Below are 19,397 nucleotides of genomic sequence, written 5' to 3'. Positions count from 1 at the left end.
GACCATCAGCTGCGGAGCAAACCAAGATTGCGCCGTCCATCTGAGCAGCACCAGTAATCATGTTTTTAACATAATCAGCATGGCCTGGGCAGTCAACGTGAGCGTAGTGACGCGCTTCTGTTTCGTACTCTACGTGAGCAGTATTAATTGTAATACCGCGCGCTTTTTCTTCTGGTGCCGCATCGATTTGGTCGTAAGCTTTAGCTTCGCCGCCAAATTTTTTCGACAACACTGTAGCAATCGCTGCAGTCAATGTAGTTTTACCATGATCCACGTGACCAATTGTGCCGACGTTAACGTGCGGCTTGGTGCGTTCGAACTTACCTTTTGCCATTTTAGACTCCTAATGAATTTATGAGAATATTCAGGCACACGCCCGACAACTTTGGATCAACAACGATTCTTGGTGCTCTTGACGTGGATTGAACACGTGGCCTCTCCCTTACCAAGGGAGTGCTCTACCACTGAGCTACAAGAGCAGATTACTTGCACCAAAAAAAATGCGCAAAATAAATACTGGAGCGGGTGAAGGGAATCGAACCCTCGTCATAAGCTTGGAAGGCTTCAGCTCTACCATTAAGCTACACCCGCACGGCCAACAAACAAAAGCCTAAAATCTTGCCAATGGTGGAGGGGGCTGGATTCGAACCAGCGTACTCAGAGAGAACAGATTTACAGTCTGTCGCCTTTAACCACTCGGCCACCCCTCCATTGGGAATCCAAGAGTATAGGGATACTTCCCTTGCCCGTCAACACCTTTATGCAATCGCGATATAAAATTTAGAAAATTTTTTGCGAAAGCTTACCTGTGTAGAACATGCTCTTTTTTATACACAAGCTTTTCTACATTTTTTTTACCTTATTACTAAGATCATTGTTTGCAATTCTGCGACATTTATTAAAATTATCTCCCTTAAGATAAGTTCCGGTAGCAAAATGGATTCGCTTTATTCGCTTTCCCTAAACCTAGAGGAGTCTATGCAAATGAACAAATTTCCTTTACTCACTGTCGCATCCGGTACCTTGTTGCTGGCGGCTTTAAGTTGTAATTGCCTGGCAGCGAGCGAGCGTGGCTCAGAAGCTGAGGCGCAAGAGATGGTCAAGAAAGCTGTTGCACTGGTTAAATCTGCGGGACCGGAGAAGGCATACAAAGTGTTTACCGAGCATCCCGATGGTGCGTTCAAGGACAGGGATCTGTATGTCTTCGCCTATGATTTTGAAGGAAACTGCCTGGCTCAGGGTGCAAATCCCAAAATGATAGGGAAAAATCTGATCGCCATTAAGGATGGCGATGGCAATGCTTTCATCAAGGGCATGATCGATATGGTGAAAGCAAATTCCAAGGGGACTTATGGTCCATATAAATTTACCAACCCAAATAGCCAGGGCTATGAACTCAAAAAATCGTACTGTGAACGTGGCGCGGGAGACACCATGGTGTGCGTAGGAACTTATTTCGTCAAATAGGCTAGCAAGTGTGGATATGCGTTAAAAGGAACGCATATCCAAAACAATCTTGCCGCGCTTAGTTTCTGGCATGCGCCAATTGATAAGCATCAATTCCTTCAAATTTACCTAATTCCTGCGACATAACACTAAGGGACGTGGCTAATTTTCGATTTAGCGCCACTGCCACGAAGCGCCACTCGGTCTTACCCTCTTTCGCCGAAATGCAAATTGTACCGGTCGCGATTTCATAGCCGCGCGCCAAGGCGAGCGCGCGTATTGCAGCCTCTTCCACCTCGAATCCGGCTTTAAATTGCATCACGATCGCTACTGCCTGTCTGGATGGCAACCAGGATTCCAGCTTGACCACCCAAATCATGCAACCAGCGGACAAAAACGCCAGCAAGATAGCGGCAGCGTAGAAGCCTACCCCGACCAAAATCCCTATCGCCGACGAAGCCCATAATGAAGCCGCAGTAGTCAGGCCACTGATACTAAATCCTTCCTTCATAATGATACCGGCGCCCAGAAAGCCTATGCCTGTGACTATGCCTTGTACCGTGCGCGAAGGATCCAGGTTCACCGGAATCGCCGCTCGACCACCGAACCAAAAATCCGGATAGCCGGTAATCACCACCAGTGCGGTTGAGGCCATACACACCAGGCCGTAGGTGCGCATACCCGCTGCCCGACCATGGTAGGAGCGCTCATAGCCGACCACGAAGCCTAGCAACATGGAGCCGGCCAGATTTAAAAATATAATGATATTTGCGTCTAATTCAGTGCTGGACCAGAAGGTGGAGACATAGGTCGAAAAGGTCAACATGACGATGCTCCTGAAATTATTTATATAATAAATCCAGTGTAACAATCCCTTTTCCTTAAGTGTGAAAAATCTCTCACCTTTTCCTGCAAGTGAGTCAGTTTGGGCTCAAAACGCCCAAGTCATAGAGACATACGCCAGCTTACGCAATGGCAATTGCGCGAATACCGAATCAGCGGCGCCGCCGTACCAGCGCCAGCCCGCGTCCACGCGCAGCTGATCACCTTGCCATCCCAAGGACGCGGTAGTTACGAGCCCGTTGTCGGCTGGGGTCCAGAGCAGATCCAGAGCCGGCTGCCAGGACGCCTTTTGCCAACTCCAGCGTGCAAACAGATTCTGCCTGTGCAAATTGGCGGAACTGGAAAGCAATTGGTTTTGCGCCTGCAAATTACCGGCTAGCGCACTCGTTTGCCCAACCAGTTTTGGGGCAGCGGCTAACAGCTGGAGATTGCGCGCACTCCATGCGCGCCACTGCTGCGGCGATGGAGCGCTAGCATCCCACCATGCTTCCATTATCAGACTATGTTGCGCTTCATTACTCCAGTTCAGGCCTAGCAATACCTGACTGATATTCTTCCGGGTCTCACTATGCCAGGGTGAACCAAGTAGCAACAAAGCTGGCTGCGCTTCCATGAGCAAACCATCGCTATGTCTTAAATAGCGGGCGGATGCATGCAACTCCAGCGCGTCACTGGCAACCCAGGCCAAGGCCGTTCCCAGACTCGCGCCGCTGTGTTTGCCGTAGCGCGCAAAACCATGCAGATCCAAAGCGCCTAAGCGATAATAGACACGCCCTGCCAAAGCTTGCTCTTCACCCTTATCCGGAATGCCGCCCGAAGTAGTCAAGTTAGAATTAGTTGAGCCAGAAGTAGTTGAGCCAGAAGTAGTTGAGTCAGATACGCCGGGATTCACCCAGACCAGAGAAGCCGCCAGCGTCGCATCGAAATACTCCGCCATCAGCAAGGGGCGGCCAATCGCGCTCACCGCGATCAAGCTTCTGCGTTTTTCTTGTTGCACCACATCATTCGGGCGAAAGCCATATGCCACATCCCACTCCACCACTTTTTTACCAGCGCTGAGCTGCCAGCCGCCCTCGCCCCACGCCGCGACTAACTCATTTAACCAGGCATCTGAGTTGCTATTGCCACGGCCATCGCTTTGCGCCTGCAGCGTGGCAATCCCGTTGATGCCTTTAGTCCCAAAATGCAACTCCGCCTCTAGCGTGCCTAGCTGCTGGGCTTGCTCTGCCTGCGGCGCGCCTATGCCATCGCGTAATTGGCTGGCCTGATGTTGCGGGCTCTTTGGATTCGCACTTTGCTGGCTCATTAAGGCACGTAACTGGCCCGAGCCATTCACGGTCTGGGCTGCAGCGTAGCCAGTCAACAGCGCGAACGTGGCCAACAGGGCGGTTTTCTTCAGCATATACACGCCTTACTCTAAGCTAGGGTTTTTGGCTAAAAACATCGGGTTCAGCCATTGCTCGGGGATGCTGCGCGGCTTGCGGCTCAGATAACGCACCCGGGTCTCTTTGTGGCTACTCAATTGATCCAGCAACACCATCTCACTGACCACTGCCGGTACTTGCGATTTATCCAGAATAAAGCTGGCGCGTTTGGCCAGCTTTTCCGACTGCACATAGAGGTCGGCCTTGATCGGTTCATGTTTAGTCTTACCCAACCACAAATCGATGTGTTGATAGGCCGCCGCTTTACGCGTCGCATCCAAACTAAGATGCAGGCAGGCTTGCGTGTTGCCCGCAGCTTGGCCCAGCCCTTGCTCAACTCGCTCGCACTGCTCTTCTGCCACTAACTTACCCTCGTAATCCTGGGCCCAGCTCATGGTCGCAATATCGCCGATAGAGGCGTCGCCCAATAATTTTTGCATAGGCGTAATCCGCAAGGGGCGCTGGCTACCGGGCAGCAACATCCAGAAATCATCGCCCAACATCAAGACCTTTTGTCCCGCTTCTGCAGGGCTTTGCATCAAGACCAAGGATTGGTGCTTTTTTTGCGAGAACACCAGGTAGCGACGTTCTTTTTCCTTACTACCATCGCGGTTGTAGCTGGTAATTTGGGTTTCTACCTGCATCTCATCACTAGCGAGGCGGAACTGATCGGCCGCCGTCAACAACGCGCCCACATCCTCGGCCAGCGCCGCACCAGAAAACATAGCGCAGGCCATTACCGTTGTTTTTAAAAAGAATTTCATCATTTTTTCCCGTTTAATTGTGGGCCAGCGCCACCACGATAGGCTGACGCATGGTGTGCCTGGCGATCCAGGCAGCCGACAACATCGATAAAAGGATCATCATCAAGATCGTGCCCAGATACAGGCCGGCATCGATACTCACCATCAAGGGATAACCGGTCGAGCGGCCCGGTGGCGGCGGCATCTGCACCGGGAACAGCGTCAACAGCAAGGCCACAGTCAGCGCCAGCAAGGCCCCCACCAACGCACCGCTGCCGCCCAACAACATGCCCTCGAAAGAAAAGCTGCGTATCAACTGACCCGGCAAGGTGCCCATGGCACGCAGACTACCGATTTCGCGGGTGCGTTCTATGATAGACATCGCCATCGCATTGGCCACCACAAACACCACAATCACGCTAATGATGAGACCGAGTGCGCCGAAGATGCGGTCATACAAATCTCTTACCGATTTATAGAAAAAAGCCTGATCCAGCCAGCTCTGCACCGTCATCGCCGGCAAGGCCGCCGCCAGCCTTTGTTGCGCGCTAGTGGTTGCCTCCATAGAATTTAAAAACACCCCCAAGCTCGATACCTTGTTGCTGTTCAAGAGTTTTTGCGCGGTCTTGATATCGGTGTACACCAGGCGTTTATCCATCTCTGGTATCCCAGTCGAGACCACCCCCTTCACCACCACGTCGAGCGCATTTAAGGCGCCATCGGTGGTACTGGTCATCAAGGTCAGGCTGCTGCCAGGTGTCGCCTTTAAACTACGCGCCAGCGCACCGCCTAAAACGATCTCGGTCTGGCTCGCATTACTGGCCAAAATCGCGCCCTGTTTCACGCTTAAAAACGGCCCTTTCACGGCGAATTCAGCATCGGGGTCTATCCCTACCGCCATCATGATGGTCGATTTATCGCCATTGCTGATCAAGCCGGTAAACTCAACTCTAGGCAAGACGTAGCGCACCGCAGCGTCGGCCAAAATCGTGGCCTGCAATTGCGCCGCGTTTGCTATGCCGTGCTGCAAAGGCAGATCTTCTTCCGTCACAAAATAGGCAGGATTCGCAATCACCAGGTGGCCAGAACTACGCGCCGCCGCCTGCGCTAAACCCTCGTAAGACGAATATGCAAAACCACCGGCCAACAAAATAGCCGCAGTGCCTAAGGCCGCCACCAGCACCGTCACCAGCGAACGGCGACGATTGCGTAGCGCATTGTAAAAAGCAAATTTCAGCCAGCTGGCATCGAACAATAAGACCCTCATTGCAGCCTCCCGTCCAGCAGCGACACGATACGGTCGCTGCGCCGCGTCAGCCGCTCATCATGGCTGGCGATGACAAAGGCCGCACCTTCGGCATGCCCGCGTTCACGCATCAAATCGAGCACCTGATCAGCCGTGTGCGAATCCAAACTGGCAGTCGGTTCGTCGGCGATCACCAGACTGGGGCGTTTGATTAAGGCACGCGCGATCGCCACCCTTTGTCTTTGGCCGCCAGACAGTGCATCCGGCAGATGCTGGGCATGCTCGTGCAGACCAACCGCCTTGAGTTGCGCCGCCACCCGTTCACGCCTTTCGGCTAAGGGCACGCCTGTCAAAAACAAGGGGTAATCGACATTCTCGGCCACCGTCATCACCGGCACCAGATTAAAGCTCTGAAAAATAAAACCTATGCTGTCGCGCCGCTGCAAAGTGCGCTGGGTTTCATTCAGATCTGCGATAGACACGCCACCCAACAAGACCTCACCGCTATCGGCCGCATCGATCATGCCGCACAAATTCAAGATGGTACTTTTGCCGCTGCCGGAAGGCCCGGTCAGCGCCAATAACTCACCGCGCTGCACCGATAAATCCACCCCTTGCAAGGCACGCACCAGATGGCTGCCGAGTCTATAAGATTTATACACATTTCTTAACTCAACCACCGCTGCCTGGCTGCTGGCAGCTTGCATCACGCCACCTCTTTCAGCATCGCCTTGGCCGCGGCGCTTTGCGGTGCTTCGCTGCGTATCACGCTTTCCAGAAAACGCCTGGCGTCGGCGTGACGCTTTTGTTGCACAGCCAGACCGGCAGCGCGCATCCACACCGCACCACGAAAACCGCTGGCAGTTTTTTCAAACTGCGCATCGGCCAAGACTTCATTGAGCAGCTTGCTACCGCGCTCCGCCCGATTCAAAAAACCCGGCACCGCCAAGAAGGTATTGGCCGCCACAAATTTCACTTCCAGCGGCAAGGGTGTGTCGCCATGCAATAACTTGGGGTCGGCCACCTGTGCCAGTTGCACGGCCTTGTCTAACATCGCCATACCGTCTTCCACATACGACATTTTCTTCCAAGGGAACATGGTGGTGTTGGCCAATTTAGTGGTGGCGGCACCGGCATACGCCATCAATAAGGGATGCGCAGGCTCCTTCTTGAGCAAGGCTGTAAAAGACTCAGCCGCCTGCTCTTCAGAACCGGGCGCGGCCATAAATTGCTGGAAAGCGCTTTGAAACTCAGGCTCAGAAAAAGCCAGCGCTTTAGAGCCAAACGCCAAAAACAAGCCCGCGCTGATGGCCAGTTTGAGCAAAATCAAGACGAACAAAATGCTAAATTTTTTTCCGACTGCTGCGTTGAATGTAGTTGTCATGCTGTACTCCAGAAATATAAGGGTTGAATAAATGAGCCAACCTGGCAAGAGTAAAGCGCGCAGCGCAGCATCGCCACCAGCTAGCGACCAAGGGCAGGAATAAGGTGTGAAGCGCAGCAAAAACAGCGCGAAAGGATTTTAAATACGGCATGGCCCAGCGCGCATAGCCGGCGCGGCCTGCAGGCCTAGGTGCTTGAAGAAGCGCATGGAATATGCGCAGTGGCAGGGGTGCTTGGTGAGATAGTGAACGGTGGATTAGACCTGGGGTTATTGCGGGTAATGGCCTTATTCAACCTTCTTGCGCAAAATTGAAGGGTGCGCACGCCGATCAGTAAATTCTAGACGCGCACTTATTCGCGCGTCATTTTCAAAAGTCTGGTTAGCCCTTAACATAGCCAGGCAACTACACCATCGCCACGCTTCGCCGCATCCTGGTAAAACCCGACTAAGCCAATATAATTTTGCAGTAAATAATCGAACGCATCATCTCCATCACGAACGCACATGTCAGCAAGATAAATGTCTGCGTCTTGCATTTTTTTTGGTTCGTATCGGGACTTGAAGGTATCGCCGTCAATTTGAGAAAGTGCATTCGCTATTTCGCGAACTTGGCTAGCCTCAATAATCCGTGCGGGGCCATAACCAACATCCTCCCCAATTTCTGAACCACCTAGAATAGCCAACGACAATATAGACTCCCCTGCGTCGACTTCACCACAAAGCATGAAATGAATACAATGCCATGATTTATCAACGTCAAAGTAATTAAAAGGCTCACTTTCGCCATCGTCTGGGTATAGAAAACTCTCTATCTGTTCAGGGTCAGACTGTAACTGTTCCATAATTTTTGCATCAACCGGTGCAAAGCAAGCAACCATACCCATATGAGACTCCTATTTTTTGAGGCCTAACTAACAGCGTTTATCCGCCGCACCGGAACGCAAAAATAAAATCCGCGAGCTGCTTGCGGTGGATAAACTTTGTTGGACTGAAACGCCTACTTGGCGCTCACACTGAAGATTGTAAGCGATGCACTTTCCATAGCGCTAGCAATTTGACCATCAGTTCACCATTCGTAATCCTTGCGTAGGGTGCGCCGTGCGCACCATGTGAAACCATACTCGCCGAATTTACCCGCTATTGATCCTGAACCAGCGTTGCGCAGCACCCTAGCTATGTGAACCCGGTAAGACGAAATGGGTTTCAACTATACCGCAACTAGCAATCTCAAAACAGGCAACGCCACAGCGCATATTCCATGCGCCTTTCCAGGCACATAGGCCTGCAGCCCGCATGGGATATGCGCGCTGGCAGAGCTGCTTTTGAGATCGCAAACCATGCAAGACGCTTGCGGCGATTGGCCGCCTACTGCTTGCGGCTTACGGTCTTAGCAGAAAATAGACGCTGCCACATCCTAAAAACACCGTTGGGTAGAAGGTGAAAGCGAAGCCAAATGCTCGGGACGCCGCACCGCCTGCATAGCCTATGTAGAACAACAGGCGACCAACAAAGAACATCGCGGCGGCCGCAGGAATCAGCGCCAGGAAGTGACTAGGCAAGATGATGGCGCAAGCAAAATACACCGGCAACGCGAGCGCCAATTGCTCCAGAGTGTTTTGCAGTAGCGCTTGCAGCAGCCAGGCGCGTGAGCTGCCCTCGGTAAGGCCGCTGCCATTGATGTCTTCTGGCGTAAAGAACCTATGCTGCGCCAATCGGGCGATACAGATGAACAATGTAGCCGCCGGTGCCATCAGTGAGACGGCCAGCAGTTTTAAACGGAACTCCAGGGATGCGCTGAGTACTAAGTAGACCGCGCCGAAGATGGCAGCCAGGGCGAGTAGCACCGCCGCCATCAAGAAGGCCGCCGCCGCGCCAATTGCCACGCCGCGTTGTGCGCTATCCATTGATGCGCCCGTCACGAATGACTTGTTAGGCATTATTTTTGCGGCCCCTCATTTTTTAATTTCATATTAAAACCAAATAATTGAGCGGCAAAAAAAGTCACCGAAAAACAAACCGCTGTAATGATATAAGGGCCAAACCAATAGGACATTATTTGATGTAGTACACCATCAGAATTTAAAGTACCAAAGGCGAAAAGAGTAACGCACAATAAGCACGCTAATAGAGCGACTATCACTATGCGAGCGGGTACGGAATTTGATTTGTTTATTTTCTCTTGATTATCCAATTTTTTAAACTCTCCGTTCTATGTAACATTGGTGTGATGTATAGGATTGAGCTGAAAGGCTGGCCGTCCAGGATAATAAAATGTCTTGTCCCATTTTCAGCTAGTACATCCCGAGTGCAATGTTATAAGTTTTCACGGCGCACGCTCAACTCTCAAGCCGACGATATCAGGATTTGATTTTAAAATCATCTCTACCGTTGAAGTGCCGGGATCACCGCCACGGTTGTAATTAGAAGTAAAACAATTTTGGCGACTTCCCGTCGATAGTCCAGTTAGCCATGGATCGACCATAAGTGCTCATTTTTATCAAAAGAAAGAAACGGCGTATCAAAACCATTTTCTGGCGTGAGACTTGCTGACAGATCAATCACCTTCGACAAGGACGCGATGAATTTCAGAATCGCCTCATGCTCAAACTGCCCCTTTATTTCGCATGGATCAATATCAAGTTCAATTTCATTTACAACAAAAAAATGACAATTTACTGTGACGCCACTTACATTAAGTGAAAGAATATGGTGGCCTTCACGATTTAAGAAAATGCTTTCTGCGGATAACATTTCTTGAGCTTTTCCATCAAACGAATATTCGTAATGAAAATCCTGAACGAACGATAGAAATTTCTTCCACTGCTCCATCTCGGTATCGACAAAGTAAACATCCCGCAATGAACCGTCTTGATTCCAAAGATCGGGGACTTCCGTGATTGATGGAAAACTCATGACGGCTACCGTGTTTTAATTTCAATTTTACAAGCTTAACCGAGCAAGTAGAAAAAGACCATTTGTTTCCATCGTCTTGAAACCCGCATGGGTGTTGACTCTTCTTACATAAGCTGGAGGTAAGCCCGGTTTGACCAGTTAGCTAAAGCCATCAGCGTGCGTCAGCCCCGAGTCCAGAATTTTGTGCGCTCAGTAAATCGCATTCTTGCGCGAGGCGTCAATAGCCGCAGGCGCATTGCGCCGCATGGAATTCCAAAACTGGCAACGCCACTGCGCATATTCCATGCGCTTCTTCAAGCACATTGGCCTGTAGGGCGCATGGAATATGCGCGTTGGCGGCATGTTGTTTTTGGTTTGCGGTTGCTAAGTCGAGTTTGCACCTCTGTCGTTGTTGTGAGATTGCTGGCCGGTGGTAGACCGGCGGCTACTCCCTTTTCTTGCTTCGCCAAGAAACGGAAGCAAAAGAAGGCGACGCAAAGTCGCTGCCCTTCGGGTTCCCGCCTGTGCAGGTCAAAAAATGGGAAATGAAGCAAACTCGCCTGCGGCTCAGACAGCTTCATTTCTAATCCATTTTCTGCCCAGCACAAGCGGCAGCGCCACATGCGAAAGGCGAACGTCAAAACATTCGTAGTGCAGCCGCCGCTTCTCCGCAAAAGCACATCGAGCTACGGCAATCCGCTGCTTTTGACTTGGTTTTTGATTTGGTTTTTGACTTGGTTTTTGACTTGGTTTTTGACTTGGTTTTTGACTTGGTTTTTGACTTGGTTTTTGACGTGGCTTTTGACTCGGCTTTTGACTCGGCTTTTGACTTGGTTTTTTACCTGGATTTTGAATCGAATTCGCATGTGGCGCTGCCAATTGTGCGGGGCGGAAAATGGATTAGAAGTGAAGCTGTTTGAGCGCAGCGAGTTTGCTTCATTTCCCATTTTACGACTTGCACAATTGGGCATCCCGCAGGGACAGCGACTTTGCGTCGCCTTCTTTTGCTTACTCTTCTTGGCGAAGCAAGAAAAGTAAGTAGCTACCGGGCTACCCCCGGTCGGCAATCACCCAACTACGACGGAAGTAAACCAGCGCCACCGCCAGCGCGCATATCCCATGCGGCTCGCAGGCCAAACGTGCCTGAAGAAGCGCATGGAATATGCGTGCTGGCAGGTGCAGCTTTTAAAACCACGACATCCCAGAGACATGGTCACGCCGATGGCGCCTTGCTCAAATCGCCTACTGCGCTGACTTTGTAGCTTTTAAAAACACCAATACAGCAAATAGCAACTCAATCAATCCACCTAGCCCTGCGGCGACGACCGGCGTTAGCGCTAAGAAGAACACCAGATTTGCGGCGAGTATCAGGCTCACACCGATTAGCCAGTAAATTGATCTGCCATACAGACTTGCGAAGATCAGGTAGCGGCATCCTATGGTTGCCATCATTGCTGGAAAAAATAAGCCTGGCTTTAAAAGAAAAAGACCATAGGCCATCGCGCAGCACAGGATAAGCCAAATTGTCGACGCCATCCCAAGCTGGTTCAGTGCATTGGCTTTGCTGGTCTTCGCGGCTCGTCCTAGCGCCTTGGTCACAATGAGGCTTATCGGATATATCAGCGCACCGCCTATGAGCAGAGTCCATACGGCCTGGTTTATCCCGAGCTGGTAACACACCAATGTGGCTGCCATCCACACCAGGCCCGACACCAGGATACCCGGGGCACCGTCATAGTAGGCGTGGCGCATTTCTTGTTGCTGCTGTTCGCTGATGGATAGTTTCATTAGATCTCCCTGAGGTTTACTGGATATGTCCGTCGTCGTACTTGGCGATCGCTAGTGGCTTCGCGCCAGACCTCGCCTTGACGACACTGGCTTAGACGCCGGCTTATTACCCGTCCGCCGGAACTGGTTTAAACAGATTGATATTGGTGGGCTGATACCCGAGTTTGGCGTATAGCGCCTGTGCGGTTTTGTTATGCCCGAACACATGCAAGGCTATGCCGCTAAGACCGCGGCTGCGTACTTCTTCCTCTAAGGCGAGCAAGGCGCGCGAGGCGTGACCGTGCCGCTGATGCTCAGGCCATACCGCAACATTGTAGACATAAGCGATTGGCGCATTGAACTTATGCCTGACGGCGAACCACAATACGCCCACCGCTTCAGCCTGGGCATTGGTAATCATAAAGAAGTGATTGTCTGGCGTGTGCAGACCCAGAGGCAGGAGTTCACTATTCTCCTTGCGTGCCAACGCCAGCGACTCTGATTCTGCCCACTCGCCAGATTCAAACTTGGCGGCGGCATAGTCTTTGATCGATAGCTCGGACCAAGTTGCGTATTCGGTATCGGACATGGGGCGCAGTACTGGCATAGGGCGATCTCGGTGAGGATTACTGTTAATTAATTTCGTAAAGTGGCTTTTAAATAGCAAACGGCGCAATACGCCGGCGCCAATTCGCTCCCACCTTAGGACGGGTTATGGCGTTTGAAACCCAAAGTTATGGCTTTGCTTGCCGAACTTCATTCGTTCTTTTTTTGCGGAGAAAAATCGCTTGCATACACGAGCGGCTTGCCCTCCAGCCACGGATGATAGTTGTTGGAAAATTCGATACGTGTGACATCCGAAGGATGGGATGCGCGAAAAAGTTTGAAGAAGGGACTCCATTCTGTAATCCGGCCCTTGTCACTCGCCCAACTGGCGAACATCTGAGCTTGAGTCAGGTTGTCTCTGGTCATTTCCAAGGCATAGCGATCTGCTTCCAGCTCGACATGTTGGCGAAAAGCGTTGACGGGAGGCAGCACCATTAAATAAAAAATGCTGAGCAACAGAACCGCCAGCGGCAAGGAAGCGGGGTGTGCAAGTTCCGAAAACGCTAAGCCTGATGACCAGCGCGCAACAACTGCGCGTGTCACGAGATGCACAAAGCATAGTCCCGCAAATGCCAGCCCTGACAGAAGAAAGAAAGCCTTGATGTTGTCATCCTTAGCGAAGTGCTTGGCCTCGTGCGCCACCATTTGCAGCGTCCACGACTCGGGGTTCTGAGCAAGCAGCGCGTCATTGAGCAGCATCAGACGAGTCGGCCCCATACCGATAACCCGCCCCGGCGGGCACGACGATGCCGGGTCGCAATGTTCGACCACGATGGCACTTTGCGGAACGCCAGCTCGCGCGGCCAGCTCGACGATGCGCTGTTCTAACGGCGAGTTGCCAAGTGGTTTGTAGCTTTGTGTGAATGGCTCCACCAGCAAAAACGCGAGCACCACGATGGATGCCGCAGCAGACGCCCATAGCCACCATAGCCGCCGACTCTTCCCTATCAGCCAGTACGCCAGCATGGCGACCAGCGTCAGTCCGACTATCGGCAACACCGATGCGCTGAGTTTGTTTGCGAGCCAGACCAGGAAAGCTTGGCTTTGCGCACCAGTTGCGTCGTCGTAAGCGCGATCCCATCGGTACCTAACTGGCAATCGAACTAGCCGGTCCAACAAGAAAAAGATCGCCGCGAAAAACGCCAGCGAGATAAGTCGATGTTGTCTGCAGATTCGTGCCGCGAATTGGTAGAGATGCGCGCCCCAGCCCGTGACCAGCAATATGAAAGGCAGGGCAAGACCCACGACTTGATTGAGGCCCCAGAACCAGTTGCTGGCATGGTGGTATTCAAGCGCTTTTGACGACGACGCGGGAATCTCAACGGATACTGCGGCGCTCACCGCAGCGACCATCAGCGCCAAGCTCGCGCACCCCAGGATACCAAATGATGCAAGACGAAAAGTGTTTCTCATGTGCTTCCCTCAGGTTAAAAATCTCTGGTCTGCCGCGACAAAATCAAATGAGTGGCCCTTGCTGTGGCTTCGTGCTTGACGCAGGCATAGCCTAAGGCCGGAAGATCGATACCTTCAAAAAGTCGCTCACCAGAGCCGAGCAGGACTGGCGATATGGCGACATGCATCTGATCGATCAGGCGCAGGCGCAGATACTGCTGGATCACATTGACGCCGCCACCAAGACGAACATCTTTGCCGCCGGCCGCTAGACGGGCGCGCTCAAGGGCGACGACAGGGCCTTCCGTTACGAAGTGGAAGGTGGTGCCGCCGTCCATGACTAGCGGTGCGCGCGGGTAGTGCGTCAGCACGAAGACCGGCACCTGATACACCGGGTTCTCGCCCCACCAGCCGCGCCAGCTCTCGTCTGGCCACGCACCACGAACCGGCCCGAACATATTCCTGCCGAGTATCCATGCGCCTATGTTCTGGAAACCGCGCGCGGCATACTGATCATCGACACCGGTTTCGCCGCTATCGTTTCCAAACAGCTTTTGCTGAAAAGTAAGCGTAGGGATCGCCCAGGCATGCAGCGCAGTACCGCCAACGCCCAGCGGATTATTCATATCCTGGTCTGGCCCAGCACCGTAACCGTCTAGTGAAATGGTAAAACCCTCTACGCGTAGCTTGGACATGATGCCTCTCTGATTTGCGAGTGATTAAGAAACTTGCTTGGGGATGCCTGATGTAAAAATAACCGGCGCACATGCGCGTCAGTGTCGAATGTGAAGTTAAATTCCACATTCTTTCTTGCTGATATATTTCTTCAAAATTTTAACTAACGTCCGTTTACTGTTCGCATACTCAATGTTACTAATGACGTATTTATCGTTTTCACGAATGAGGGTTACCGAATCTAGCCAATCAATAATGTCGGTTGCGTCTTTGGGATTTGAATTTCTTAGTCGAGCATTGATAATAAATTTTTCATCCACTTTCTTTTCGTCTAACGAAATAACTTTTGTAAGGCTTTCGTAATTCCCAACGAAAATACTTCCTTCAAACATTAGAGGTTTAATATCCCGAGGAGCTAGCGCAGCACATCTTTCTTCAGCCGCCAATGAAGCATGTAGCAAATAGACCAAATCGGTCGATAGAATTTTTTTCAAGGATTTGAGATCGCTCTCTTTCGGAAGACCACCACCATCATGGCCGATCACCCATTCGTAAAACTCTGCCGCAACGCGAGTAGGCGCGCTCTCAGCACAAAAGGATGACGATGACATTATCAAAGTCAAAAATATGGCAAGGCTTATTCGTATCATTAAAATCTAACGTATTTTAATTTGTTGAAAAACTAAGCGATAACTACAAAGCTAGTCAAAAGTTGTATTTCGCCGGAAAACCATATTGAGCCTGGCTCTTATCGCGGCAAGCTCGAAACCAAAAGAGAAAAGCCGATAGAAAGGGGCGCAGAGACTCATTTTCATTTTATCAATAAACTTAGCAAAATTGACTTTTATTTTTCCCGCCATCCACCGACTTTGCGCAGGGCGGCTATCGGCGCAGGCGTATTGCGCCGTATCAGATTTCAAAAACGGGCAACGCCACTGCGCATATTCCATGCGCTTCTTCAAGCAACACTGGGCTGCGAGCCGCATGGGATATGCGTGATGGCAGGGTCTGTTTTTTAAAACCCCTAAGTCACAGCAATTGCCTGCGCTTACGCCTTGCTCGTCGCAGCTGCCGAGCCAATCCCTTCTGCGAGGGCCTTCAGTTTGCCCAGCGTAACCGGAAGGCCGGCGTTCAGTTGCCTGGACAGCATAGGGCCAAGTACAAAGGATAGTAAACCCGAGAACGTCACTCTGTGAATGACCTCGGTCGCTCCTGGCGTGGCGACCAGTTCGTGCTCGAACAGCATGCAAAACAGGGGAATCTTAGACTCGACCGTGAAGCACCTGCCCGGCTCCACTTGAGTAAACAGCATAGGAACGCTCATACCCTTAGGTGGCGTGATACGACCGCGACTACCGACGCGAAATGGCCCCTCCAGATAGGCTTGCTTGGTGTCTGGATCCCAGGTGTGCCAGTTTTGTACATCCTCATAGATACCAAAGATTGTTTCAGGGGATGCAGAGATGGCGATTCGGTGTTCAACTTGCATTGCTAACTTTCAGAAAGGAGAAATGTGATGTTTGCGGCCTAAGCTTAAAGTTCAGCGACCGCGATGTGAAGCATGAACGCCCATGTGCAACGCCGTGATAGACAGCGGTTGCAACGGAAGATTCAATTCACGCAGCGGGCTAGAGAAAACCTGGCAGCTCACCGTGGATGCTTGATATCCTGGTCTGGGTCAGCGCCGAAACCGTCTATTGAATTGGTGAAATGCTCTACGCGTAGCTTGGACATGATGCCTCTCTAATTTGCGGGTGATTAGGAAACTTGGTTGGGGACGTTTGACTTTGGAGCTGAGGGGCCTGTTGGCGGAGGTCCACTCCAGCGACGGGTTAGGCGTCGCTGGCGGTGAGAGGCCTGTTGTCTTCAAATGTCGTGCCCGTAGACGATGAAGCCGGCATGCTTGCCAAGCTTTTCGTATAGCAGACGACCAGCGGCGTTCGTCTCGTGGGTTTGCCAGTAGACCCGCTTGATGCCCTTCGCTGCTGCTTCTCGATAAACACCTTCAATCAATGATCTTCCAATACCGCGGCCGCGCCCACCCTCGGCGGTGAATAGGTCTTGGAGGTAGCAGGTGAGTTCGATCCTCGTCGTGCTGCGGTGGAACAGGTAGTGCGTAAGGCCCACCAGTTTTGCTTCCGATTCCGCCACGAGCGCGAACACAGGTTCGTCGGGATCAAGGAATCGCTGCCAGGTGACTTTCGTGATCTCGGGCGCCAGTGCGCTCTCACCCTTCCGGCCATAGAAGGCGTTGTAGCCATCCCAGAGCGGTTGCCAGGCTTTGAAGTCGTCTTGCTTGATCGGACGTACGATAACAGGGCTTGGCATAAGGTTGGAAGTCTTCGGTTGTGAGATCGAGAGTATGCGGAATTGCAACGCCTAACGTTGAGGTGCCGGGATCGCCGCCACCATAGAATTGTCAAATAGCGAAATCGTCGCTGGCGATTCCCAGACGACCGCCTTGTTAGGAATTTCAATTTCTTTTGAAGTTTTTTGAGAAAAACATAACGAGGTCAACGTCTTTGTAAAGCTTCAAATGGTGGAAGACGACAATGAAAGACTTGAACTAACTTTCGCTCTCGATCGAGATCAAAGCACATATCAGCATGAAGCTCGTAAAGATACTTACCGTCTGAATTTTTATATCGAGGAGTTACTTGCATTCTAAAACCGGTGTCTAATTTCCTTATGGAATATTTAAAATCATATTTGCCCTCTTTTGTGTTGAACTCACTTGCCGCCCAATTTTTTGCGATATTTAGAGCATCTTTATCTTCCGCGTCAAATTTGTATGGCTTCATTGGAATCCATTTACTTTCACAGCTAACGAAAGCGAATGACGATAAAGAAGTTACAAAAACAAAGAATGCCCCGATAAATTTCATGCCTCGCTTCCTAACTAGTTATATCCGTCACCGTGACGGGCGAATCGGACGAGTGACGCATATTAAGAACAATCTCTCGAAACCCGCTAGCAGACTAGCTTTTGAGAGTTTCGCTAGATTTTCAAACGCATTAAAAAAACCTGAAATCCGTCAGCTTATTTTCTTTCGATTATATCAATAAAATTAATGAAATTAAAATATTCCCCTGAATGCATTTAAAGCTAATTACTCTCAATTTTTGCGCAGGGCCTCAATCCCCGCCGACGTATTGCGTCGCATGAAATCCCAAAAACAGGCAACGCCACTGCGCATATTCCATGCGCTTCTTCAAGCACACTGGCCTGCGAGCCGCATGGGATATGCGCGCTGGCAGGCCAGTCTGTTTAAGCAACTACTTAGCCGCTACTAAGCCGCTACCAAAGCGCGACATGTCTGCGATTGTGCTTTGCGCATCTGGGCTAGCCTAGCTCTGCATCCGGCCAACACTAACGATGTCGAGTTTCCAAGACTTATCCGATTTTTCTTGAAACTTTTCCTGTCATGCTGCGGTCTTAATCGGCTGGCAAAATACTATATTTGCTTGCGTTTTTTTGGCTCGGCTTTTTACAGACTTTGCATAGCCCACACCAATAGCAATGGCAGCGTATTGTTCTGCTGTTGACTTTATCCTTTACCACTTTGCTTCTACGAATTAATCATGAATACTACTGCTCTCTTGCAAAAACGTCGTTCACTCCTGACCGGTGGCGTGCTCGCGGGTCTGGCTGCTGTCACCAGCGCCAGCGAAGCCTTCGCTAAACCGACCAAGACCACAGGTCTGGTCCTCGATCAGGCCAAGTGGAGCAAACGCAATCACGCCCAGTTGCAAGCACTGATAGAGCGCAATGGCACAGCCAGCGCCAGCTACAACGCCAAGCGCCGCCCGTATGCCGTGTTTGACTGGGACAACACCAGCATCATGAACGACACCGAAGAAGCCTTGCTGATGTACCAGATCAATACCTTGTCGTTCAAGCTCAACCCGGCAGAATTTAGCGCCATCATCCGCCAGAACGTACCGGCCGGGCCTTTTGTGGCCGACTTTAAAAATGCCGCTGGAGCCATCGTTGATCTAGCATCGGTTTGCAGCGACCTCGATAGCGACTACCAATTTTTATTCGACAATTCGGATAAATTTAAAGGCAGCAAGAAGCTAGAAGAAATCCGCGAGACCCTGCAGTTTCAGGATTTCCGCGCCAAGCTGTATTTTTTGTATGAAGCCGTCAATGAAACCCATGGCGTTAAAGTCGGCTACCCGTGGGTGATCTACTTCTTCACCAATATGTCGGTGGCCGAAGTACAAAAACTGGCGGAAGCATCGAACGATCATAATCTGGGCTTGGGACTGAACAAGACCAAATACACCAGCCCGGCAGCCCTGAGCGGTAAAGCCGGTGTGGTCAGCGTGGCGCATTTCCACGGCATCCGCCTGTGCACCGAGATCGCCAGCCTGATGGATGCGTTCCGCCAAAGCGGCATCGATGTCTACGTCAGCACCGCTTCATTAGAAGACGTGGTCGCAGTATTTGCCACCACACCTAAATACGGTTACCACGTCAAGCGTGAAAACATCCTCGGCCTGCGCCTGGAAAGCGCCGACGGCGTACTGCAAAACAAATACAAGAAAGACTGGCCATTGAACTGGGGTCCGGGCAAGACCGAAGTCATCCAGCGCGAACTGGTTGCCAGCAAAGGCTACGGCCCAGTGTTCGTCGCTGGTGACAGCGATGGCGACTACGACATGCTGCGCGATTTCTCTGACACGCAATTGGGTCTGATCGTGAATCGCCTGAAAAAAGGCAAGATCGGAGATTTATCAAAACTAGCCTCAGAACAACTGAACGAGAAAAAACCCCGCTTCCTATTGCAAGGCCGTTTTGAAATGACAGGCAACTGGCTACCAGCAGAAACCAGTATCAAATACGGAAAATCCGCCGAGACTTTGCTGGCTTGATTTGCTGAGTTGAACTGCGACGGTTGGGAATAAAAAACGGCAAGCTTGATTTAGGCTTGCCGTTTTTTTTCGTTCTCATTTTCTATTTTTAAATAAGACGC

General features: G+C 51.2%; 23 protein-coding genes and 3 tRNA genes. 3 read left to right on the top strand and 23 right to left on the bottom strand.

From position 1 onward, the window contains the following. The 4 genes from ACO0K8_RS08675 to ACO0K8_RS08660 form a co-directional block, all read right to left on the bottom strand. Positions 1-334 (bottom strand): GTP-binding protein (locus ACO0K8_RS08675; protein ID WP_422946255.1); only part of this gene is annotated, 334 nt, incomplete at its 3' end. A 70-nt stretch (positions 335-404) separates the two neighbouring features. After that, positions 405-479: transfer RNA gene (locus ACO0K8_RS08670), tRNA-Thr, on the bottom strand. Between the two features lie 38 nt (positions 480-517). Next, positions 518-591 (bottom strand) — tRNA-Gly (locus ACO0K8_RS08665). Between the two features lie 34 nt (positions 592-625). Continuing rightward, positions 626-710, bottom strand: a tRNA-Tyr gene (locus ACO0K8_RS08660). A gap of 274 nt (positions 711-984) precedes the next feature. Here ACO0K8_RS08660 and ACO0K8_RS08655 point away from each other — a divergent pair. Continuing rightward, positions 985-1,467, top strand: coding sequence for a cache domain-containing protein (locus ACO0K8_RS08655; RefSeq protein WP_422946254.1), 483 nt, complete (start codon positions 985-987; stop codon positions 1,465-1,467). Positions 1,468-1,525: 58 nt separating this feature from the next. Here ACO0K8_RS08655 and ACO0K8_RS08650 read toward each other — a convergent pair whose 3' ends face one another. From ACO0K8_RS08650 to ACO0K8_RS08605, 10 genes are all read right to left on the bottom strand, one after another. Continuing rightward, positions 1,526-2,272 carry an MgtC/SapB family protein gene (locus ACO0K8_RS08650; protein WP_422946253.1) on the bottom strand — a complete coding sequence of 249 codons (747 nt, stop codon included), beginning with the start codon at positions 2,270-2,272 and terminating at the stop codon, positions 1,526-1,528. A gap of 105 nt (positions 2,273-2,377) precedes the next feature. Continuing rightward, positions 2,378-3,691: a hypothetical protein gene (locus ACO0K8_RS08645; RefSeq protein ID WP_422946252.1), complete on the bottom strand. Its 1,314-nt coding sequence runs from the start codon at positions 3,689-3,691 to the stop codon at positions 2,378-2,380. A 9-nt stretch (positions 3,692-3,700) separates the two neighbouring features. Beyond that, positions 3,701-4,477 (bottom strand): outer membrane lipoprotein-sorting protein, encoded by a 777-nt coding sequence (locus ACO0K8_RS08640; protein WP_422946251.1) that lies wholly within the window; start codon positions 4,475-4,477, stop codon positions 3,701-3,703. A gap of 13 nt (positions 4,478-4,490) precedes the next feature. Further along, the gene (locus ACO0K8_RS08635) at positions 4,491-5,723 is read right to left on the bottom strand and encodes an ABC transporter permease (protein WP_422946250.1); all 1,233 of its coding nucleotides are present in this window, start codon (positions 5,721-5,723) and stop codon (positions 4,491-4,493) included. Then, a complete protein-coding gene (locus ACO0K8_RS08630) occupies positions 5,720-6,409 on the bottom strand; it encodes an ABC transporter ATP-binding protein (protein ID WP_422946249.1) in 690 nt (229 codons plus the stop codon). The genes ACO0K8_RS08635 and ACO0K8_RS08630 overlap by 4 nt, the downstream gene beginning before the upstream one ends. Continuing rightward, the gene (locus tag ACO0K8_RS08625; RefSeq protein ID WP_422946248.1) at positions 6,409-7,086 is read right to left on the bottom strand and encodes a hypothetical protein; all 678 of its coding nucleotides are present in this window, start codon (positions 7,084-7,086) and stop codon (positions 6,409-6,411) included. Before ACO0K8_RS08625 ends, ACO0K8_RS08630 begins: the two co-directional genes overlap by 1 nt. 386 nt (positions 7,087-7,472) lie before the next feature. Further along, a complete protein-coding gene (locus tag ACO0K8_RS08620) occupies positions 7,473-7,970 on the bottom strand; it encodes a YfbM family protein (protein ID WP_422946247.1) in 498 nt (165 codons plus the stop codon). A gap of 495 nt (positions 7,971-8,465) precedes the next feature. Further along, the gene (locus ACO0K8_RS08615; protein WP_422946246.1) at positions 8,466-9,023 is read right to left on the bottom strand and encodes an MAPEG family protein; all 558 of its coding nucleotides are present in this window, start codon (positions 9,021-9,023) and stop codon (positions 8,466-8,468) included. Beyond that, positions 9,023-9,277, bottom strand: coding sequence for a hypothetical protein (locus ACO0K8_RS08610; protein WP_422946245.1), 255 nt, complete (start codon positions 9,275-9,277; stop codon positions 9,023-9,025). Before ACO0K8_RS08610 ends, ACO0K8_RS08615 begins: the two co-directional genes overlap by 1 nt. Positions 9,278-9,549: 272 nt before the next feature. Further along, on the bottom strand, positions 9,550-9,999 hold the full coding sequence (locus ACO0K8_RS08605) for a hypothetical protein (RefSeq protein ID WP_422946244.1): 450 nt from the start codon (positions 9,997-9,999) through the stop codon (positions 9,550-9,552). A gap of 600 nt (positions 10,000-10,599) precedes the next feature. Between ACO0K8_RS08605 and ACO0K8_RS08600 the strand changes: the two genes are divergently transcribed. Then, positions 10,600-11,016: a hypothetical protein gene (locus ACO0K8_RS08600; protein ID WP_422946243.1), complete on the top strand. Its 417-nt coding sequence runs from the start codon at positions 10,600-10,602 to the stop codon at positions 11,014-11,016. Positions 11,017-11,220: 204 nt separating this feature from the next. Here the strand turns inward: ACO0K8_RS08600 and ACO0K8_RS08595 are convergent, their stop codons facing one another. From ACO0K8_RS08595 to ACO0K8_RS08555, 9 genes are all read right to left on the bottom strand, one after another. Next, positions 11,221-11,766 carry a DUF7010 family protein gene (locus ACO0K8_RS08595; protein WP_422946242.1) on the bottom strand — a complete coding sequence of 182 codons (546 nt, stop codon included), beginning with the start codon at positions 11,764-11,766 and terminating at the stop codon, positions 11,221-11,223. A gap of 106 nt (positions 11,767-11,872) precedes the next feature. Further along, complete coding sequence (locus ACO0K8_RS08590; protein ID WP_422946241.1) at positions 11,873-12,352, bottom strand: GNAT family N-acetyltransferase; 480 nt, start codon at positions 12,350-12,352, stop codon at positions 11,873-11,875. Between the two features lie 149 nt (positions 12,353-12,501). Further along, positions 12,502-13,764, bottom strand: coding sequence for a M48 family metalloprotease (locus ACO0K8_RS08585; RefSeq protein WP_422946240.1), 1,263 nt, complete (start codon positions 13,762-13,764; stop codon positions 12,502-12,504). Between the two features lie 14 nt (positions 13,765-13,778). Further along, complete coding sequence (locus ACO0K8_RS08580; RefSeq protein ID WP_422946239.1) at positions 13,779-14,438, bottom strand: dihydrofolate reductase family protein; 660 nt, start codon at positions 14,436-14,438, stop codon at positions 13,779-13,781. Between the two features lie 96 nt (positions 14,439-14,534). Then, a complete protein-coding gene (locus tag ACO0K8_RS08575) occupies positions 14,535-15,029 on the bottom strand; it encodes a hypothetical protein (protein ID WP_422946238.1) in 495 nt (164 codons plus the stop codon). A gap of 90 nt (positions 15,030-15,119) precedes the next feature. Continuing rightward, the gene (locus ACO0K8_RS08570; RefSeq protein WP_422946237.1) at positions 15,120-15,368 is read right to left on the bottom strand and encodes a hypothetical protein; all 249 of its coding nucleotides are present in this window, start codon (positions 15,366-15,368) and stop codon (positions 15,120-15,122) included. 98 nt (positions 15,369-15,466) lie between these two features. Next, positions 15,467-15,907 carry an SRPBCC family protein gene (locus ACO0K8_RS08565; RefSeq protein ID WP_422946236.1) on the bottom strand — a complete coding sequence of 147 codons (441 nt, stop codon included), beginning with the start codon at positions 15,905-15,907 and terminating at the stop codon, positions 15,467-15,469. A gap of 377 nt (positions 15,908-16,284) precedes the next feature. Then, the gene (locus tag ACO0K8_RS08560; RefSeq protein WP_422946235.1) at positions 16,285-16,746 is read right to left on the bottom strand and encodes a GNAT family N-acetyltransferase; all 462 of its coding nucleotides are present in this window, start codon (positions 16,744-16,746) and stop codon (positions 16,285-16,287) included. A gap of 185 nt (positions 16,747-16,931) precedes the next feature. Beyond that, on the bottom strand, positions 16,932-17,303 hold the full coding sequence (locus ACO0K8_RS08555; protein ID WP_422946234.1) for a hypothetical protein: 372 nt from the start codon (positions 17,301-17,303) through the stop codon (positions 16,932-16,934). 715 nt (positions 17,304-18,018) lie between these two features. Here ACO0K8_RS08555 and ACO0K8_RS08550 point away from each other — a divergent pair. Beyond that, complete coding sequence (locus tag ACO0K8_RS08550) at positions 18,019-19,296, top strand: HAD family hydrolase (RefSeq protein ID WP_422946263.1); 1,278 nt, start codon at positions 18,019-18,021, stop codon at positions 19,294-19,296. The last annotated feature ends 101 nt before the right edge of the window (positions 19,297-19,397 follow it).

Source organism: Undibacterium sp. Ren11W (assembly GCF_049340485.1).
In the GTDB taxonomy this organism is placed as follows: domain Bacteria; phylum Pseudomonadota; class Gammaproteobacteria; order Burkholderiales; family Burkholderiaceae_D; genus Undibacterium.
Note: the sequence above shows the minus strand (reverse complement) of the source record. Positions and strands in the feature narration are given on the sequence as shown.

Coding starts and splice junctions, on each gene's coding strand:
- ACO0K8_RS08655 (WP_422946254.1), top strand. CDS start 985: ATGAACAAATTTCCTTTACTCACTGTCGCATCCGGTACCTTGTTGCTG.
- ACO0K8_RS08650 (WP_422946253.1), bottom strand. CDS start 2,272: ATGTTGACCTTTTCGACCTATGTCTCCACCTTCTGGTCCAGCACTGAA.
- ACO0K8_RS08645 (WP_422946252.1), bottom strand. CDS start 3,691: ATGCTGAAGAAAACCGCCCTGTTGGCCACGTTCGCGCTGTTGACTGGC.
- ACO0K8_RS08640 (WP_422946251.1), bottom strand. CDS start 4,477: ATGAAATTCTTTTTAAAAACAACGGTAATGGCCTGCGCTATGTTTTCT.
- ACO0K8_RS08635 (WP_422946250.1), bottom strand. CDS start 5,723: ATGAGGGTCTTATTGTTCGATGCCAGCTGGCTGAAATTTGCTTTTTAC.
- ACO0K8_RS08630 (WP_422946249.1), bottom strand. CDS start 6,409: ATGCAAGCTGCCAGCAGCCAGGCAGCGGTGGTTGAGTTAAGAAATGTG.
- ACO0K8_RS08625 (WP_422946248.1), bottom strand. CDS start 7,086: ATGACAACTACATTCAACGCAGCAGTCGGAAAAAAATTTAGCATTTTG.
- ACO0K8_RS08620 (WP_422946247.1), bottom strand. CDS start 7,970: ATGGGTATGGTTGCTTGCTTTGCACCGGTTGATGCAAAAATTATGGAA.
- ACO0K8_RS08615 (WP_422946246.1), bottom strand. CDS start 9,023: ATGCCTAACAAGTCATTCGTGACGGGCGCATCAATGGATAGCGCACAA.
- ACO0K8_RS08605 (WP_422946244.1), bottom strand. CDS start 9,999: ATGAGTTTTCCATCAATCACGGAAGTCCCCGATCTTTGGAATCAAGAC.
- ACO0K8_RS08600 (WP_422946243.1), top strand. CDS start 10,600: ATGCGAAAGGCGAACGTCAAAACATTCGTAGTGCAGCCGCCGCTTCTC.
- ACO0K8_RS08595 (WP_422946242.1), bottom strand. CDS start 11,766: ATGAAACTATCCATCAGCGAACAGCAGCAACAAGAAATGCGCCACGCC.
- ACO0K8_RS08590 (WP_422946241.1), bottom strand. CDS start 12,352: ATGCCAGTACTGCGCCCCATGTCCGATACCGAATACGCAACTTGGTCC.
- ACO0K8_RS08585 (WP_422946240.1), bottom strand. CDS start 13,764: ATGAGAAACACTTTTCGTCTTGCATCATTTGGTATCCTGGGGTGCGCG.
- ACO0K8_RS08580 (WP_422946239.1), bottom strand. CDS start 14,438: ATGTCCAAGCTACGCGTAGAGGGTTTTACCATTTCACTAGACGGTTAC.
- ACO0K8_RS08575 (WP_422946238.1), bottom strand. CDS start 15,029: ATGTCATCGTCATCCTTTTGTGCTGAGAGCGCGCCTACTCGCGTTGCG.
- ACO0K8_RS08570 (WP_422946237.1), bottom strand. CDS start 15,368: ATGGAATATGCGCAGTGGCGTTGCCCGTTTTTGAAATCTGATACGGCG.
- ACO0K8_RS08565 (WP_422946236.1), bottom strand. CDS start 15,907: ATGCAAGTTGAACACCGAATCGCCATCTCTGCATCCCCTGAAACAATC.
- ACO0K8_RS08560 (WP_422946235.1), bottom strand. CDS start 16,746: ATGCCAAGCCCTGTTATCGTACGTCCGATCAAGCAAGACGACTTCAAA.
- ACO0K8_RS08555 (WP_422946234.1), bottom strand. CDS start 17,303: ATGAAATTTATCGGGGCATTCTTTGTTTTTGTAACTTCTTTATCGTCA.